The sequence below is a fragment of the Burkholderia sp. 3C genome, assembly GCF_054589155.1.
Genome location: NZ_BAAILN010000044.1, coordinates 160,865 through 176,189, shown reverse-complemented (window position 1 = coordinate 176,189; position 15,325 = coordinate 160,865). Strand labels below are relative to the sequence as shown.

Here is a 15,325-nt window from a genome sequence, read left to right as displayed (position 1 = left end):
CTACCGCGCCACGCGGTAGCGCGCACCCACATGCGGCGCGCTCAGGCGCGCCGAACCGCCCAGCAGCTTTTCGCGCAGCGTGCCCGCTTCGTAGCGCGTCTTGTACGCGCCGCGCCGCTGCAACTCGGGCACCAGCAAGCGAACCACATCCTCGAACGTGCGCGGCGACTCGACCCAGGCCAGGTTGAAACCGTCGAGGTCCGCGTCCTCGGCCAGCGCCTGCAGTTCGTCGGCCACCTGCGCCGCATCGCCCACCACCACCGCGCCGCGCCCGCCGATCGCGACGAACTCCACCGCGTCGCGCACGGTCCAGACCTTCTCCGGATCGAGCTTGCTGAACGACGCCAGCGCCGATTGGCCCGCGTCGGTATCCACATAGGCCAGCGTATCGTCGGGGCGGTAGCGCGACAGATCGATGCCGGTCCAGCCCGACAGCAGCGCCAGCGCGCCTTCGTGATCGGCGCGGGCGCGATAGGCGGCGTGGCGCGCCTGCGCCAGTTCGGCGGTTTCGTCGACGATGACCGTCAGCATGGCGAACAATTTCGCGCTGTCGGGCGCGCGGCCGGCCTCGACCAGCGCCTGTCGGGCCGCTCGCGCGGAGGCCTGCAGGCCCTTGCGGGTGGGCGCGCCCAGAAAGATGCATTCGGCGTGCTCGGCCGCGAAGCGCGTGCCGCGCGCCGAGCCGCCGGCCTGGAACAGCAGCGGCGTGCGTTGCCGCGACGGCTCGCACTGGAACACGCCCTCGCTGCGGAAATGCGGGCCGTCGTGGCGGATCGCATGAATGCGCGACGGGTCCGCATACACGCCGCGCTCGCGATCGCGTTGCACCGCGCCGTCTTCCCAACTGCCTTCCCAGAGCTGGTAGCACACCGACATGAATTCGTCGGCCCGCTCGTAGCGCGCGTCGTGCGCGCGCAGCGCGTCCTGACCGAGATTGCGCGCCCCGCTTTGCAGATACGAGGTGACGATGTTCCAGGCCACCCGGCCGCGGCTCAAATGGTCGAGCGTGGTGAAGCGGCGCGCGAGCAGGTACGGCGATTCGTAGGCCACCGACACGGTCAGGCCGAAGCCGAGGTGCTCGGTGGCGTGCGCGAGCAGCGGGATCAGCACGGCCGGATCGTTCATCGGCACCTGCGCGGCCGAGCGCAGCGCGGCTTGCGGGCCGTCGCCGAACACGTCGTACACGCCGATCACGTCGCCGAGGAACAGGCCGTCGAACAGGCCCGCTTCGAGCGTTTTGGCGATGTTCACCCAATACGCGGTGTCGAGATAGCCGAACGAGGCGTCGGCCTCGGCGGTCCATTGCCCCGGCGCTAGATGCGCCACGCAGTTCATCATGAAGGCGTTGAAGCGGAGTTGACGTGGCATCGCGGAAAGCGCCCGTGGCTGGCTGGAAAACCAGCGATTCTAGGCGGCGGGGCGCACGGCCGACATCGCCGGTTCGGCATATCGTTATCGCAGACAAACTGCAAAGCAAAGCAGAAAACCTCGTTGGCCTGATGAAGGTTTCGGTGCTCTACTGGCCGGCTTTTCTCGTCTCCTGCTGCCTGGCCGAATCATGTCGACTCACTCCGCAACATCGCGCAGCCCGAAGGCGGGCGCCGCGCGCGTCGGCTTTGCCGCGTTCATCGGCACCACCATCGAGTGGTACGACTTCTACATCTACAGCACCGCGTCGGCACTGATCTTCAGTCATGCGTTCTTTCCGCCCAGCACCAATCCGCTGGCGGGCATCCTCGGCGCGTTCGCGGCCTACGGCGTGGGCTTTTTCGCGCGGCCGGTGGGCGCGGTGATCGCCGGCCACTTCGGCGACCGCATCGGCCGCAAGCGCGTGCTGGTGTTCTCGCTGGTGCTGATGGGCGTGGCCACGGTGCTGACCGGGCTGCTGCCGACCTACGCCACGGCGGGCCTGCTGGCCACCGTGCTGCTGGTCGCGCTGCGGCTGCTGCAAGGCATCGCCACCGGCGCGGAGTGGGGCGGGGCGTCGCTGCTGTCGGTCGAACATGCCAGCGCGCGCACGCGCGGGCTGCTCGGTTCGTTCACGCAGGTCGGCTCGGCCGCCGGCATGTTGCTCGCGTCGGGCACGTTCCTGGGCGTGCGCGCGTGGCTCACGCCCGAGGCGTTCTCCGATTGGGGCTGGCGCCTGCCGTTCCTGTTCAGCGTGGTGCTGGTGGCGGTGGGGATCTTCGTGCGCACGCGCATTCGCGAGCCGGAGCCGTTTCTCGCCGCGCAGGCCGAAGGCCGGCTCAAGCGCCTGCCGGTGGCGGAAGTGTTTCGCCATCACCGCCGCGCGCTGCTGGTCACGATCGGCCTGCGGCTGCTGCAGCCGGCCATGTACGCGATCGTCACCACCTATGCGATCAGCTATCTGAACCTCAAGCGCAACGGCGCCTCGTATGCGCTCGGCGCGGTGATCGTGGGCTCGGCGGTGGCGATCGTCGCCACGCCGCTGTGGGCCGCGCTGTCGGACCGGGTCGGCCGCCGCCGGCCCGCGATCTGGGCCGTGGTGGGCATTTCGCTGCTGGTCTGGCCGTTCTTCTGGTTCCTCGATCACGGCGACCTGCGCTATCTGCCGCTGGTGTTCGCGATCGAACTGGCCGTGTTCGACGCCGCGATCTACGCACCGGGTGCGGCCTGGTTCGCGGAACAGTTTCCGGTGGAGGTGCGCTACAGCGGCATCTCGCTCGGCTACCAGATCGGCACGCTGATCTCGGGCGGCCTGACGCCGTTCGTGGCGGCGGCGCTGCTCGCGGTGGGCGGCGGCTCGCCGTGGCTGATTTGCGCCTATATTTCAGCGTTGGGCGCGCTGAGTTTGATCGCGGTGCTGGCCGCGGCGGACCCGGCCCGGCGCGCGGCGGGTGGTGGTGCGGGCGGTGCTGCGGGTAGTGACGCATCGCCGGTTCGCGGCGAAGCCACGCTGGCCGGCCCGCGCTGATTCCCCTTTCCAACAGGACACATTGATCATGAGCGGTTCACGCCTGCATGACGAAGAAGCGCGGATTCTCGGCGCGCTCGAACGGCAGCACGCCGGCCCGAAGGCGTTTCGCGCGATGTCGGCGCCGGTGTGGCGCGCGGGGCAACTGTCGGAGAAGGACAAGCATCTGGTGGCCGTCGCGATCGCGCAGGTCACGCGCTGCGCGTTCTGCATCGAGCATCACGCGGCGCTCGCGCGCCGCTGCGGTGCGAACGAGCAGGAAGCGCTGGCGGTCAGCTACCTGAGCGCCGCGCTCGAATCGCTGGGCGACGCGGCCGTGTCGCTCGATGGCGGCCAACTCGCGATCGCCGACGAAGCGGCGCTGCGCGGCAGCGACATCGCCCGCGCGCGGCTGCGTTTCGCGCAGGCCGTGTTCGATACCGAAGACTTGACGCCGGGGCTGGTATGGGTGGCCGCCGCCGCCGCGGCCTACACGCAATCGAACGAGGCGCGCCGGCAGGTTTTCCACGACGCCGCGCTGGCCACGCCCGGCAACGCTGCGGCGCTCGACGAAGCCTATGCGATCGCCGTCGTGCTGCGCGCCGGCGCGGTGTACGCGCACACGCTGCACGTGGTAGACGCGTTCCGCGAGCCGGGCGCGGCCTGACGCTGATGCCGGCACCGCCCGGCGGCGCTCAATACGCCACGCGCATGCTGCGCGTGCGCGTGCGCCGGATCAGGTCGAGAAACGCGAGCAGGATCGGCGAACTTTCCTGCTTGCGGTACAGGCAGCTCAATTCGATGTCGCGCAACTGGCTCGACTGCAACGGCCGATAGACCACGCCGGGCAGGCGCAGGTTGGCCGCCGATTCTGTCGTCACGCACACGCCGAAGCGGCTCGATACGAACGCGATGCACGTCACCACGTCCTCCACTTCCTGCTCGACGCGCAGCGCGACGCCCTCGGCGCGAAACGCCGCCGCCACCTCTTGCGCGAGGCCGTGCACGGGTGCGTTCGGATAGAGGATCATCGGTTCGCCATCGAGGTCGCGCAGCGTGATGCGCTTTTTCGCGCACAGCGGATGGCCTTCGTACAGCGCTACCAGGAATTTCTCGCGCTGCACCCAATCCACGCCGATATCGGGTTCGTCGGGCACCAGCCGGTTGAAGCCGATCGTGATGCGCCGCTCGCGCAGCGCGGCGATCTGCTCGGCTTTCGACAGGTTGCGGATGCTGATCTTCACGTTCGGCCGCTCGGCATGGAATTCGGCGAGCAGGCGCGGAATGACGTTGAGGATGCCTGAACTGAAGATGCCCACGTCGAGGCTGCCCACGTAGCCCTGGCCGGCCAGCCGCGTGCGCTCCTCGGCGCGGCGCGACAGCGACAGGATGTTCGGCACCTCGGCCAGCAGCGCGTGGCCGGCCTCGGTCAGCTCCGCGCCCTTGGTGGTGCGAACGAACAGCGGCGCGCCGATTTCCTCCTCCAGCGCGCGAATGTGCCGCGTCAGCGGCGGCTGCGCCATATGCAGCTTCTCGGCGGCCCGGCTGAAATTCAGCTCCTCGGCCAGCGCCAGAAAGTAGCGCATCTGCTTGATTTCCATCCCGCCTCCTTGCGCGCGGCCGATACCGTTGCGGTATCGCTTTGCCGTTTTGCCGTATTGAAACGCAAGATCGGGGCGGCGGCAAGCCGGCTGCGCCGGGCGGCTTCCGTATACGATGAGCGCCATGCCGCCCACCCGCGCCGGGGCGCTTGCGCCCCCGGTTTTCCTTCCCCGAGCTTGCCTGCCCGACACGATGAACCTGTTCGACGAACCGAAAATCGATTGCCATAACCACGTCTTCGATCCGCGGCGCTTTCCGTATTCGCCCACCACGCCGTACCGGCCGAGCCAGCAGGAGATCGGCACCGCCGCGCAGTTCACGCGCGTGCTCGATGCATGCGGCGTGCGGCACGCGCTGCTGGTCGGCCCGACCAGCGGCTATCGCACCGACAACCGCTGCATGCTCGACGCGATCGCGCACGGCGGCGGCCGCTTCAAGGGCGTGGCGGTGGTGGAGAACGACATCGCGCCCGAGGCGTTGTTCGCGCTGCGTGATGCGGGGGTGGTGGGCGTGGCGCTCAACCCGGCGCTCGAAGGGCTGGAGGTGTTCGACGATGCCGGCACGCTGTTCGCGATGCTGGCCGATCACGGTTTGTTCGCGCAGATCCAGGTGGCCGGCGATCAGTTGCCGCACCTGCTGCCGCTGATCGAATCGACGCGTGCGCGCGTGCTGATCGATCATTGCGGCCGACCGGACGTGGCGCACGGCGTCGGCCAGCCGGCGTTCCAGGCCTTGCTGCGGCTTGCGCAAACAGGCCGCGTGACCGTGAAATTGTCAGGGATGCAGAAGTTCTCGCAGCGTTCGCATCCGTATCAGGATGCGCACGCGTACCTGTTCGCGCTGCTCGACGCATTCGGCCCGGAACAGTGCGTGTGGGGTTCGGACTGGCCGTTCCTGCGCGCGCCCGAGCGGATGGACTACGCGCCGCTGCTGGCGCTGTTCGGCGAACTGGTGCCGGATGCGGCCGTGCGCCGCCGGATTCTGTGGGACACGCCGCGCCGGCTGTTCGGCTTCGGGGAATAAGACCATACCGATCCGGTATCGGTTTTTCAAAAATCGGTATTGGACGGTATCCGCGCCCACCGCGCATCATGCGTTCCATCGAGACGGAAGGCGAGCCGCCCGCCGTCCTACATGGAGACCCGCATGCGCATCGGCAATCAACAGGACGTCACGCGCGCCGTGCTCGCGCCGGGTTCGTGCGTGCGCTCGCCGCCGACCCATACCGCCGCCTGACCGATTTCCCCCATTCCCCCGCTGTCGAACCGAGACCCATCATGCCGATTGTTCATATCTCCCTCGTCGAGGGCCGCGACGAGGCCGCCATCAAGGCCTGCGTGAAGGCCGTCGCCCAGACCGTGCACGAAACGCTGGGCGCGCCGCTCGACACCATCCGCGTGTACGCCACCACCACGCCCGCCAGCTTCTGGGCCGTCGGCGGCCAGACCAAGGACGAACTGTCCGCGCCGAAGCCCGACGTTCAGGAGAACGGACAATGACGCCCGAGGCGATCCGCCAGGCCGCCGACGCGCTGGCCGACGCCGCCCGCACGCGGCGCGCGATCGCGCCGCTGCGCGAGACGTTCGAGGGGCTGTCGATCGACGACGCCTACGCGATCCAGCGCGTCAACACCGAGCGCCGCCTGGCCGAAGGCCGCCGCCTGGTCGGCTGCAAGATCGGCCTGACCTCGGCGGCGGTGCAGAAGCAACTGGGCGTGGGCCAGCCCGATTTCGGCATGCTGTTCGACGATTTCGGCTTCGGCGACGGCGAACCGATTCCGGCGTCGATCCTGATGCAGCCGAAGATCGAGGCGGAAATCGCGTTCGTGATCGGCCGCGACATCGCGGTGGACAACCCCGGCCAGCTCGACGTGCTCGATGCGATCGACTACGCGCTGCCGGCGCTCGAAATCGTCGGCAGCCGCATCGCCGACTGGAACATCCGCATCGCCGACACGATCGCCGACAACGCATCGTCGTCGGCCTACGTGCTCGGAACCCGCCCGCGCAAATTGTCCGAATTCGACCTGCGCCTGTGCGGCATGGCGATGGAGCGCCGTGGCGAGCCGGTGTCGGTGGGCGCGGGCGCGGCCTGCCTCGGCAACCCGATCAACGCCGTGGTGTGGCTCGCGCGCACGATGGCGCGGCTCGGCACCCCGCTGAAGGCCGGCGACCTGGTGTTGTCGGGCGCACTCGGGCCGATGGTGCCGGTTGCGCCGGGCGACATCTTCGAGGCCCGCATCAACGGGCTCGGCGCGGTGCGCGCCGTGTTCGACTCCGATTCCACCGCATCCGCGAGCGAGGCCCGCCAATGAGCCAGATCACCGAATACGCGAGCCTGCTCGACGACGCCGCGCGCGAGGCGCGCGAGATCGAACAGTTCGATACCGACCACCGCCTGTCGCTCGACGATGCATACCGCATCCAGGCTGCCTCGATCGAGCGCCGTCTCGCGCGCGGCGAGCGCCGGGTCGGCGTGAAGATGGGCTTCACGAGCCGCGCGAAGATGGTGCAGATGGGGCTGTCCGACGTGATCTGGGGCCGCCTGACCTCGGCCATGCAGATCGAGGAGGGCACCGCGATCGATTTCTCGCGCTTCGTGCACCCGCGCGTCGAGCCGGAAATCGCGTTCGTGCTCAAGCACGCGCTCGACGGCGACGTGACCGGCCCGCAGGCGCTGGCCGCCGTGGAAGCGATCGCGCCCGCGCTCGAAATCATCGATTCGCGCTACCGCGATTTCAAGTTCACGTTGCCCGAGGTGATCGCCGACAACGCGTCGTCGAGCGGCTTCGTGATCGGCGCGTGGCGCGATCCGAAAACGGATTTCAGCAACCTGGGCCTGACGCTCAATATCGACGGCCGTGTGGTGCAGGTCGGTTCGACCGCCGCGCTGCTCGGCCATCCGCTGCGCTCGCTGGTGGCCGCCGCGCGTTTGTCGGCGCAGGCCGGCGAGCCGCTGCAGGCCGGCTGGATCGTGATGGCGGGCGGCGCGACGCCGGCCGAGTGGATCGCGCCGGGGCAATACGTCTCGGTCGAGATGGAGCAGCTCGGCAGCGCCGGGTTCCATGTGAAGCGTTGAATGCGATGCCGGCGGCGGCGAAAGAAAGGCCGGCCGCCGGCGAACGGGAGTGAATGATGAATCGCAAGGTGAAAGTGGCCATCATCGGGCCGGGCAATATCGGCACGGACCTGATGATCAAGGTGATGCGCAACAGCCGGCACCTCGAAATGGGCGCGATGGTGGGCGTTGATCCGAACTCGGACGGCCTCGCGCGCGCGGCCCGGCTGGGCGTGCCGACCACGGCCGAGGGCCTCGACGGGCTGCTCAAGCTCGACGTGTTTGCGCAGATCGACGTGGTGTTCGACGCCACCTCGGCAGGCGCGCATGCTCGGCATAACGAAGTATTGCAGGCGCACGGCGTGCAGGTGATCGACCTGACGCCGGCCGCGATCGGCCCGTACGTGATTCCGGCGATCAACCTCGAAGCCGAGAACGCGTCGAACATGAACATGGTGACGTGCGGCGGGCAGGCCACGATCCCGATCGTGGCGGCCGTGTCGCAGGTGGCGAAGGTGCATTACGCGGAGATCGTCGCGTCGATTTCGAGCAAGTCGGCCGGCCCCGGCACGCGCGCCAATATCGACGAGTTCACCGAGACCACCCGCGCCGCGATCGAGAAGCTCGGCGGCGCGGCGCGCGGCAAGGCGGTGATCGTGCTGAACCCGGCCGAGCCGCCGCTGATCATGCGCGATACGGTGTTCGTGCTGTCCGAGGCGGCCGACACGGCGCGCATCGAGCAGAGCATTACCGAAATGGTGGCGCGCGTGCAGGCCTACGTGCCGGGCTATCGCCTGAAGCAGCGCGTGCAGTTCGACACGATCCCGGCCGACCAGCCGCTCAACGTGCCGGGCCTCGGGCTGCGGCACGGCATCAAGACCTCGGTGTTCCTCGAAGTGGAGGGCGCCGCCCATTACCTGCCGTCGTATGCCGGCAACCTGGACATCATGACCTCGGCCGCGCTCGCGTGCGGCGACATGATGGCCCGCCGCCGGATCGAAGCCGGCATCTCGCGTGCACTGAAGGAGACCGCGCAATGAGCGTCAGCGACCGCAAGCTTTATATCTCGGACGTCACGCTGCGCGACGGCAGCCACGCGATCCGCCATCAATACAGCCTGGCCAACGTGCGTGCGATCGCCGCCGCGCTCGACGGGGCCGGCGTGGACAGCCTCGAAGTGGCGCACGGCGACGGCCTCGAAGGCTCCAGCTTCAACTACGGCTTCGGCGCGCACAGCGACGTGGAATGGATCGCGGCGGCGGCCGAGAGCGTGACGCGCGCGAAGATCGCCACGCTGCTGCTGCCCGGCATCGGCACCACCCACGACCTGCGCAATGCCTACGACGCCGGCGCGCGCGTGGTGCGCGTGGCCACGCATTGCACCGAGGCCGACGTGTCGCGCCAGCATCTCGAATACGCACGCGAGCTGGGCATGGACCCGGTCGGATTCCTGATGATGAGCCACATGACCACGCCGCAGAAGCTGGCCGCGCAGGCCAAGCTGATGGAAAGCTACGGCGCGACCTGCGTGTACGTGGTCGATTCGGGCGGCGCGCTCGGCATGAACGACGTGCGCGAGCGGTTCCGCGCGTTCAAGGACGTGCTGAAGCCTGAAACGCAAACCGGCATTCACGCGCACCACAACCTGAGCCTCGGCGTGGCGAATTCCATCGTCGCGGTGGAAGAAGGCTGCGACCGCATCGATGCGAGCCTGGCCGGGATGGGGGCGGGCGCCGGCAACGCGCCGCTGGAGGTGTTCGTGGCGGCCGCCGCGCGGCTCGGCTGGAATCATGGTTGCGATTTGTACCGCCTGATGGACGCGGCCGATGACCTGGTGCGGCCGTTGCAGGATCGCCCGGTGCGGGTCGATCGCGAGACGCTCGCACTCGGCTATGCCGGCGTGTATTCGAGCTTCCTGCGCCATGCCGAGGTGGCCGCCGCGAAGTACGGCCTGAAGACGGTCGATATCCTCGTCGAGCTGGGCCGCCGCAAGATGGTGGGCGGCCAGGAGGACATGATCGTCGACGTCGCGCTCGATCTGCTCGCGCGCGCCGAACCCGAGGCGCACGCGCCGGTATGACCGCCGCATGACGCATCCCGTGTAAGACACGATTGCGCAAATCTTCCTGCGAATTTTTCTGTTGTAACGCCGAAGTTAAGCATCCGTTAAGCCCCGCCCCCGCATGCTGGTCGCCGACCGGAGCGGGGCACTCGCGCCACGCCGCGCACGCCTCCCCGCCCGGATTTCAACACACGGTGCCCGGCTCGCCGCCGCGCGCCGGGCCGTCTCATGGGGAATTGCCGGATGTCGAATGTGCCTCTCAAACCGGCGCGTCGCGGCGCGTTGACGCTGGTTGCCGGCCGACGCGATGCCGGGTGCCGCGCCGCGCACCGGACCGCGCACCTTGCGCAGGACGATCCACCGCCTGCCATGCCTGATGCGGCGTTGCCGCCGCGCTGGTTCGAGGAATGGATCGGTTATGTCGGCGACCGCGCCGACGTGGCGCCGTCGCCGAAGCGGAGCGGCTGAACGATGGCGCCGAACCTCGAAGATGCCACCGAGGGCGCGGGCGAGCCGTACCGCCCGCTCGGGCTGGCCGAGCTGCTGCGCGCGGCCGGGCAGGGGCTGGACCTCACGCCGCTCGGCGCGCAACTGGTCCGCTATCTGGAGACCCACGACGAGCCCGATGCACTGCTCGAACTCGCGCTCGTGCTCGAACTGAAGTACCAGCCCGAGGCGGCCGCGCAGGTGCAGCAACTGGCGCTCGCGAATCGTCAGCACTACGTGCCGCCGCGCGCCGCGTCGCCCGGTGCGCCGCGCCTGCTGGTGCTGAAGACGCCCGGCGATCTGATCGCCAACACGCCGTTCGAATGCCTGATCGAGCGGGCCGATCTGCACGTGGACGTGCTGTACGTGGACGACGCGCTGCCGCTGCCCGCCGCGTTGCCGCCGCACGACGTGCTGCTGGTGGCGGCCTGCGCGTCGGACGCCAACGCGCCGCGCCTCGCGCGCATGGCGGCGCTGGCCGCGCGCAGCCCGCGCCCGCTGATCAACGCGCCGCAACGCATCGGCTCGACCGCGCGCGAGGCGGCGTTCGCGCTGCTCGGCGATCAGCCCGGCATCCGCATGGCCGAGACGGTGCGCGTGCCGCGCGAACGGCTGGCCGACGCCGCGCGAGACGGTGCGCCGGTGGCCGGCCTGAACGCCGCCTATCCGCTGATCGTGCGGCCGGTGGGCTCGCACGCGGGGCGCGGGCTGGTGCGCATCGATGCGCCGGCCGACTTCGACGCGTATCTGCAGGCCATGGCGGGCGAGGCGTTCTACGTCGCGCCGTTCGTCGACTACCGCAGCGACGACGGCCTTTACCGCAAGTACCGGATCGTGATGTGCGACGGCGTGCCGCTCGTATGCCACATGGGGATTTCGTCGCACTGGATCGTCCATTACCCGTACGCGGAAATGGCCGGCGACACGTCGCGGCGCGACGAGGAAGCGCATTGCTTCGCCAGCTTCGACGCCGATTTCGCGGTGCGCCACCGCGAGGCGTTCGCGCGCATCGCGGCGCGCACCGGCCTCGATTACGTGGGCCTCGATTGCGCCGAGACGCGCGACGGCGCGCTGCTGATCTTCGAGACGGCCACCGCGATGGTGGTGCACGACATCGACGATCCCGCGCTGTACCCGTACAAGCTGCCGCAGATGCAGCGCGTGTTCGACGCGTTCCTCGCGATGATCACGCGGCGCGCGGCTTTGTCCGACGCCGCCGGTTTCATCGGTTCTCCTGACGTTCCCGAATCTCCCGAATCTCCCGACGCCCGAGCATGACGAATCCCAACGCCCTCAATTTTTCCGGCGGCCCCGGCGCGCTGCCCGAGGTGGTGCTGGCCCAGACGCGCGACGCGATCGTCGCGCTGCCCGACACCGGCCTGTCGATCCTCGGCACCAGCCATCGCTCCGAATGGTTTCGCGCGCTGCTGCTGGAGGCCGAACGCAACCTGCGCGAGCTGCTGGGCCTGTCCGACGATTACGCCGTGACGTTCCAGCAGGGCGGCAGCAGCCTGCAGTTCGCGATGATCCCGATGAACTTCGCCACGCCCGACCATGCGCCGCCCGAATACGTGGTGTCCGGCTACTGGAGCCGCCGCGCCGCGCGCGATGCCGCCAGCGTCGGCCCGGCCACGGTGGCGTGGGACGGCGAGGCGCGCGGCTTCGTCGATCTGCCCGACCTGCGCGCGCTCGCGCCCGATCCGCACGCGGCCTATCTGCACTACGTGTCGAACGAGACGGTGGAGGGTTTGCAGTTCGACGCGCTCGATACCGAACTGGCGGTGCCGGTGATCGCCGACATGTCGTCGGATTTTTTGTCCGCGCCGCTGCGCATGGATCGCTATGCGATGCTCTACGCGCATGCGCAGAAGAACCTCGGCCCGTCGGGCGTGACGGTGGCGATCGTGCATCGCTCGCTGCTGGCGCGCGTGCCGGCCACGCTGCCGGCGATGCTCGACCATCGCATCCATGTGGCGCACGGCTCGAACTACAACACGCCGCCGGTGTTCGCGATCTACGTGCTGACGCTGGTGTCGCGCTGGCTGCGCGACGAGGTGGGCGGGCTGGCGGCGATGGGCGAGATCAACGCGCGCAAGTCGGCGCGGCTGTTCGCGACGCTCGACGCGCTCGGCGACGCCGTGTCGATCCACGCCGCGCCGCGCTGGCGCTCGCGCATGAACGTGGCGTTCTCGTTCAAGGACGCCTGGATGGACGACGCGTTCGTGGATTACGCGGGGCGCTACGGCATCGTCGGGCTGGACGGGCACCGCTCGATCGGCGGGCTGCGCGCGTCGCTCTACAACGCGGTGACGGAGGAGGCGGTCGAGACCTTGTGCGAGGCGCTGCTGACGTTCGTGCGCACGCGGCTTTGAGCGGGGCGGGGGCGAGGTGACGGCGCCAACGGCGTAAGCGACGTTGCCGCCTTGGGGCGAGGCGTTATCGAATCGAAACGGATGTCATGGCGTCGTCGCGCCGCGCGAGCCGGTGCATGAGCGGGCCGGGCGTGGCAGTATGTGCGCGCATCGCATTCATCGCGATGACACGACAGAGCCCAGGCACCGCGATGCGGCAGCCGGGCCGTCCCACCGTTCGACGCCACTTCATCCGCATGACATCGCAATCCGCTTACACGATCCGGCTGGCCGACGGCCAGCACGACGCCGCGCGCGCCTGGCTCGCGCAACACCTGAACCAGTACAACGACGCGCAATCGGGCCAGCCCGACAACACCCCGCTCGACCTGATCGTGACCGATCCGGCCACCGGCGCGGTGCTCGGCGGCCTGACCGGCCGCACCTCGCTCGGCGTGCTGTTCATCGACATGTTCTATCTGTCCGAGCCGTTGCGCCGGGGCGGCGTCGGCAGCGAACTGCTGCGGCAGGCGCAGGCCGAGGCGCGCCGGCGCGGCTGCGAGCACGCGGTGCTCTACACCATCTCGTTCCAGGCGCCGCGCTTCTACGAGAAGCACGGCTTCACGGTGTTCGGGGAGATCCCGTGCCAGCCGGCCGGGGTGTCGCGCTACTTCATGCGCAAGGCGCTGCGCGACGAATGAGGCTTGAGGCGTGAGGCGTGAAGCCCGCGTCGCGCAGGGGAGGGCTTACTTCTTGTCGCCCACCAGCCCGGTGCGCTCCTGCACGCCCCAATGGCGGTTGCCGCGCAGGAAGTAGAGCCAGCCGAGCGCGGCGCCGGCATGGCGCAGCACCTGGAAGCTGAACGGTTCGAACACCGAAGCGACGAACGCGATCGCGAGGCTCGACTGTTCGCGGTAGCCGGTCCAGCGCCGATACAGGTGGATCGACCACAGGTGGAACGCGAAATCGATCGCGATCTTCGCGCCGATCACGCCCGAGATCGACAGCGCGGTGTGGAAGCGGTGCTCGCAGAGGAACACCAGCAGCAGCGCGATCGCGGTCAGGCCGTAGATCGGCTGCAGCGTGTCGAGCGCCTTGACCGGCAGCATCAGCAGGCCGAGCTGGCCGTAGCGGCGGTTGCCGGTCATGTCGCGGTTCCAGTACTGCGTCTGCAGGAAGCCCGCGAACCAGCGGCGGCGCTGGCGCAGGAACGCGCGCAGCGTGCCCGGCGCATCGGTGTGCGCGTGGGCGTCGCCGATCACGCGCACCCGCCAGGTTTCGCCCTGCTCGACGGCGTAGCGGCGCAGCCGGTGAATCAGTTCGTAATCCTCGACAAGACATTCGCCGTCGAAGCCGCCCACCTTCAGCACCGCGTCGCGGCGGAAGCACGCGAACGCGCCCGAGATCAGCAGCAGGCTGTCGGCGCGCATCCACGCGAAGCGCGACATGAAGTTGCGGATGTACTCGTAGGTCTGGAACCACTGGAAGAAGCGGCCCGACAGATCGCGCGCGCAGATCGGCGTCAGGATGCCGGTGGCGGCCACCAGCTCAGGCTCGGCCACGAACGCGCGGCGCATCGCGGCGCAGGCGTCGGGCGCGAGCCGGGTATCGGCGTCCACCGTCAGCACGGCGTCGGTCTCGACATGCAGCAGCGCGGCGTTCAGCGCGGCGGCCTTGCCGCCGTGCGGCACGCGCAGCCAGCGCAAGGTGGGATACAGCGTGCTCGGCGCGCTCAGTTCGCCGTCGGGCGCCTGCACGAGGCCGTATTGCTGGGTCAGCACGGCGATGGTGTCGTCGGTCGAGCCGTCGTCGGCGAACACGATCTGGTGCAGCGGCTCGGTCTGGCCGAACAGGCCGTCGAGCGTGACCTTGATGACGGGCGCCTCGTTGTAGGCCGCCACCACCACGCCGAGCGTGGGCTGGGGCACGCCCGGGGCGGGCTGCGCCGGCGCATGCACGGCCGACAGCTTGCCGGCCAGCGGCCAGATCTTGACCGCCACGAACGCGAGCAGCAGCGTGTCGTAGATCACATACGCAATGCCGACCGACCAGGACACCAGGCCCGGCAGCAGCGCGCGCGTGATCAGCAGAATCCACACCGCCATCGCGCCGCCGTGGATCAGCACGCTGATCAGCGTGGTGCCGCGCGGCGTGAGGCGCGGCGACATGCGGGTGCGGGCCAAGTCGAGCGCCTCGCGCGCGGCGGCCGTCACGGCGCGTGCGGCGGCGGCGCGGGCCGACGCGCTCTTGGCGACAGTCAGGGCAGACGAGGGCGTGCTCACGGCAGCATCCGGCGCAGGACCGATTCGCGATCGAACAGCTCGTGCTTGAGCGCGCCGAGCACATGCATCGCCAGCACCACGTAGAGCGCGTAGGCGGCCCAGGTGTGCATCGTGCCGAACAGGCCGTGCAGGTAATTTTTCAGGTCGGGCTGCAGGTTCTCGATGAAGCCCAGGCGGAACCACGGGATCACGTAGTACAGCGACATCGGGTGGGTGGCCGCGCCGTCCCAGGCCGAATCATGAAGCCAGCCGGTGATCGGCATCGCGAACATCAGCACGTACAGCAGGATGTGCGCGAGGTGCGCGGCGCGCAGCTCCCAGCGGCGGAACCAGCCCGGCAGCGCGGGCGGGCGGTGCGACACGCGCCACAGCACGCGCAGGATCGCCAGGCCGAGCACGGTGATGCCGATCGACTTGTGGATGTCGATGGCGGGGCGCACCCAGCCGTCGGGCATCCAGTCGGCGCTGATGGCGATCGCGACGTTGCAGAGGATGCCGAGCGCGATCAGCCAGTGCAGCGCCATTGCGGTGCGCGTGTAGCGCGGTACGCTGGGCGAGGCTTCGACGGCCG

15 protein-coding genes are annotated in these 15,325 nt (G+C 69.2%); 11 read left to right on the top strand and 4 right to left on the bottom strand.

Annotation, left to right across the window (positions count from 1 at the left end; all coding sequences use genetic code 11):
* Positions 1–1,368: an LLM class flavin-dependent oxidoreductase gene (locus tag ACYP33_RS07220; RefSeq protein ID WP_459620664.1), complete on the bottom strand. Its 1,368-nt coding sequence runs from the start codon at positions 1,366–1,368 to the stop codon at positions 1–3.
* A 190-nt stretch (positions 1,369–1,558) separates the two neighbouring features.
* Here ACYP33_RS07220 and ACYP33_RS07215 point away from each other — a divergent pair, with 190 nt between their 5' ends.
* Together ACYP33_RS07215 and ACYP33_RS07210 are read left to right on the top strand one after the other, a co-directional pair.
* Positions 1,559–2,935 carry an MFS transporter gene (locus ACYP33_RS07215; RefSeq protein WP_459620662.1) on the top strand — a complete coding sequence of 459 codons (1,377 nt, stop codon included), beginning with the start codon at positions 1,559–1,561 and terminating at the stop codon, positions 2,933–2,935.
* A gap of 28 nt (positions 2,936–2,963) precedes the next feature.
* Positions 2,964–3,581 carry a carboxymuconolactone decarboxylase family protein gene (locus ACYP33_RS07210; protein ID WP_414449971.1) on the top strand — a complete coding sequence of 206 codons (618 nt, stop codon included), beginning with the start codon at positions 2,964–2,966 and terminating at the stop codon, positions 3,579–3,581.
* Positions 3,582–3,609: 28 nt separating this feature from the next.
* Here the strand turns inward: ACYP33_RS07210 and ACYP33_RS07205 are convergent, their stop codons facing one another.
* A complete protein-coding gene (locus ACYP33_RS07205) occupies positions 3,610–4,515 on the bottom strand; it encodes a LysR family transcriptional regulator (protein WP_459620660.1) in 906 nt (301 codons plus the stop codon).
* A 124-nt stretch (positions 4,516–4,639) separates the two neighbouring features.
* Here ACYP33_RS07205 and ACYP33_RS07200 point away from each other — a divergent pair, with 124 nt between their 5' ends.
* The 9 genes from ACYP33_RS07200 (at position 4,640) to ACYP33_RS07160 (ending at position 13,173) form a co-directional block, all read left to right on the top strand.
* Positions 4,640–5,539 (top strand): amidohydrolase family protein, encoded by a 900-nt coding sequence (locus ACYP33_RS07200; protein WP_459620658.1) that lies wholly within the window; start codon positions 4,640–4,642, stop codon positions 5,537–5,539.
* 254 nt (positions 5,540–5,793) lie between these two features.
* Positions 5,794–6,015, top strand: coding sequence for a tautomerase family protein (locus tag ACYP33_RS07195; RefSeq protein WP_459620656.1), 222 nt, complete (start codon positions 5,794–5,796; stop codon positions 6,013–6,015).
* Positions 6,012–6,830 (top strand): 2-keto-4-pentenoate hydratase, encoded by an 819-nt coding sequence (locus ACYP33_RS07190; RefSeq protein WP_459620654.1) that lies wholly within the window; start codon positions 6,012–6,014, stop codon positions 6,828–6,830. Before ACYP33_RS07195 ends, ACYP33_RS07190 begins: the two co-directional genes overlap by 4 nt.
* Positions 6,827–7,594, top strand: a complete 768-nt coding sequence (locus tag ACYP33_RS07185) for a 2-keto-4-pentenoate hydratase (protein ID WP_414449966.1) — start codon at positions 6,827–6,829, stop codon at positions 7,592–7,594. The genes ACYP33_RS07190 and ACYP33_RS07185 overlap by 4 nt, the downstream gene beginning before the upstream one ends.
* 56 nt (positions 7,595–7,650) lie before the next feature.
* Positions 7,651–8,613, top strand: a complete 963-nt coding sequence (locus tag ACYP33_RS07180) for an acetaldehyde dehydrogenase (acetylating) (RefSeq protein ID WP_459621066.1) — start codon at positions 7,651–7,653, stop codon at positions 8,611–8,613.
* Positions 8,610–9,653 carry a 4-hydroxy-2-oxovalerate aldolase gene (gene dmpG / locus ACYP33_RS07175; protein WP_459620652.1) on the top strand — a complete coding sequence of 348 codons (1,044 nt, stop codon included), beginning with the start codon at positions 8,610–8,612 and terminating at the stop codon, positions 9,651–9,653. Before ACYP33_RS07180 ends, dmpG begins: the two co-directional genes overlap by 4 nt.
* 453 nt (positions 9,654–10,106) lie before the next feature.
* A complete protein-coding gene (locus ACYP33_RS07170) occupies positions 10,107–11,399 on the top strand; it encodes an ATP-grasp domain-containing protein (protein ID WP_459620650.1) in 1,293 nt (430 codons plus the stop codon).
* On the top strand, positions 11,396–12,493 hold the full coding sequence (gene serC / locus ACYP33_RS07165; RefSeq protein ID WP_459620649.1) for a 3-phosphoserine/phosphohydroxythreonine transaminase: 1,098 nt from the start codon (positions 11,396–11,398) through the stop codon (positions 12,491–12,493). Before ACYP33_RS07170 ends, serC begins: the two co-directional genes overlap by 4 nt.
* Before the next feature lie 236 nt (positions 12,494–12,729).
* Entirely contained in the window at positions 12,730–13,173 is a 444-nt protein-coding gene (locus ACYP33_RS07160) for a GNAT family N-acetyltransferase (RefSeq protein WP_414444455.1), read from the top strand.
* Between the two features lie 45 nt (positions 13,174–13,218).
* Here ACYP33_RS07160 and ACYP33_RS07155 read toward each other — a convergent pair whose 3' ends face one another.
* On the bottom strand, positions 13,219–14,640 hold the full coding sequence (locus tag ACYP33_RS07155) for a glycosyltransferase family 2 protein (RefSeq protein ID WP_459621064.1): 1,422 nt from the start codon (positions 14,638–14,640) through the stop codon (positions 13,219–13,221).
* A gap of 110 nt (positions 14,641–14,750) precedes the next feature.
* Positions 14,751–15,325: cytochrome b (locus tag ACYP33_RS07150; RefSeq protein WP_459620648.1), on the bottom strand; the 575-nt coding region annotated here is incomplete at its 5' end.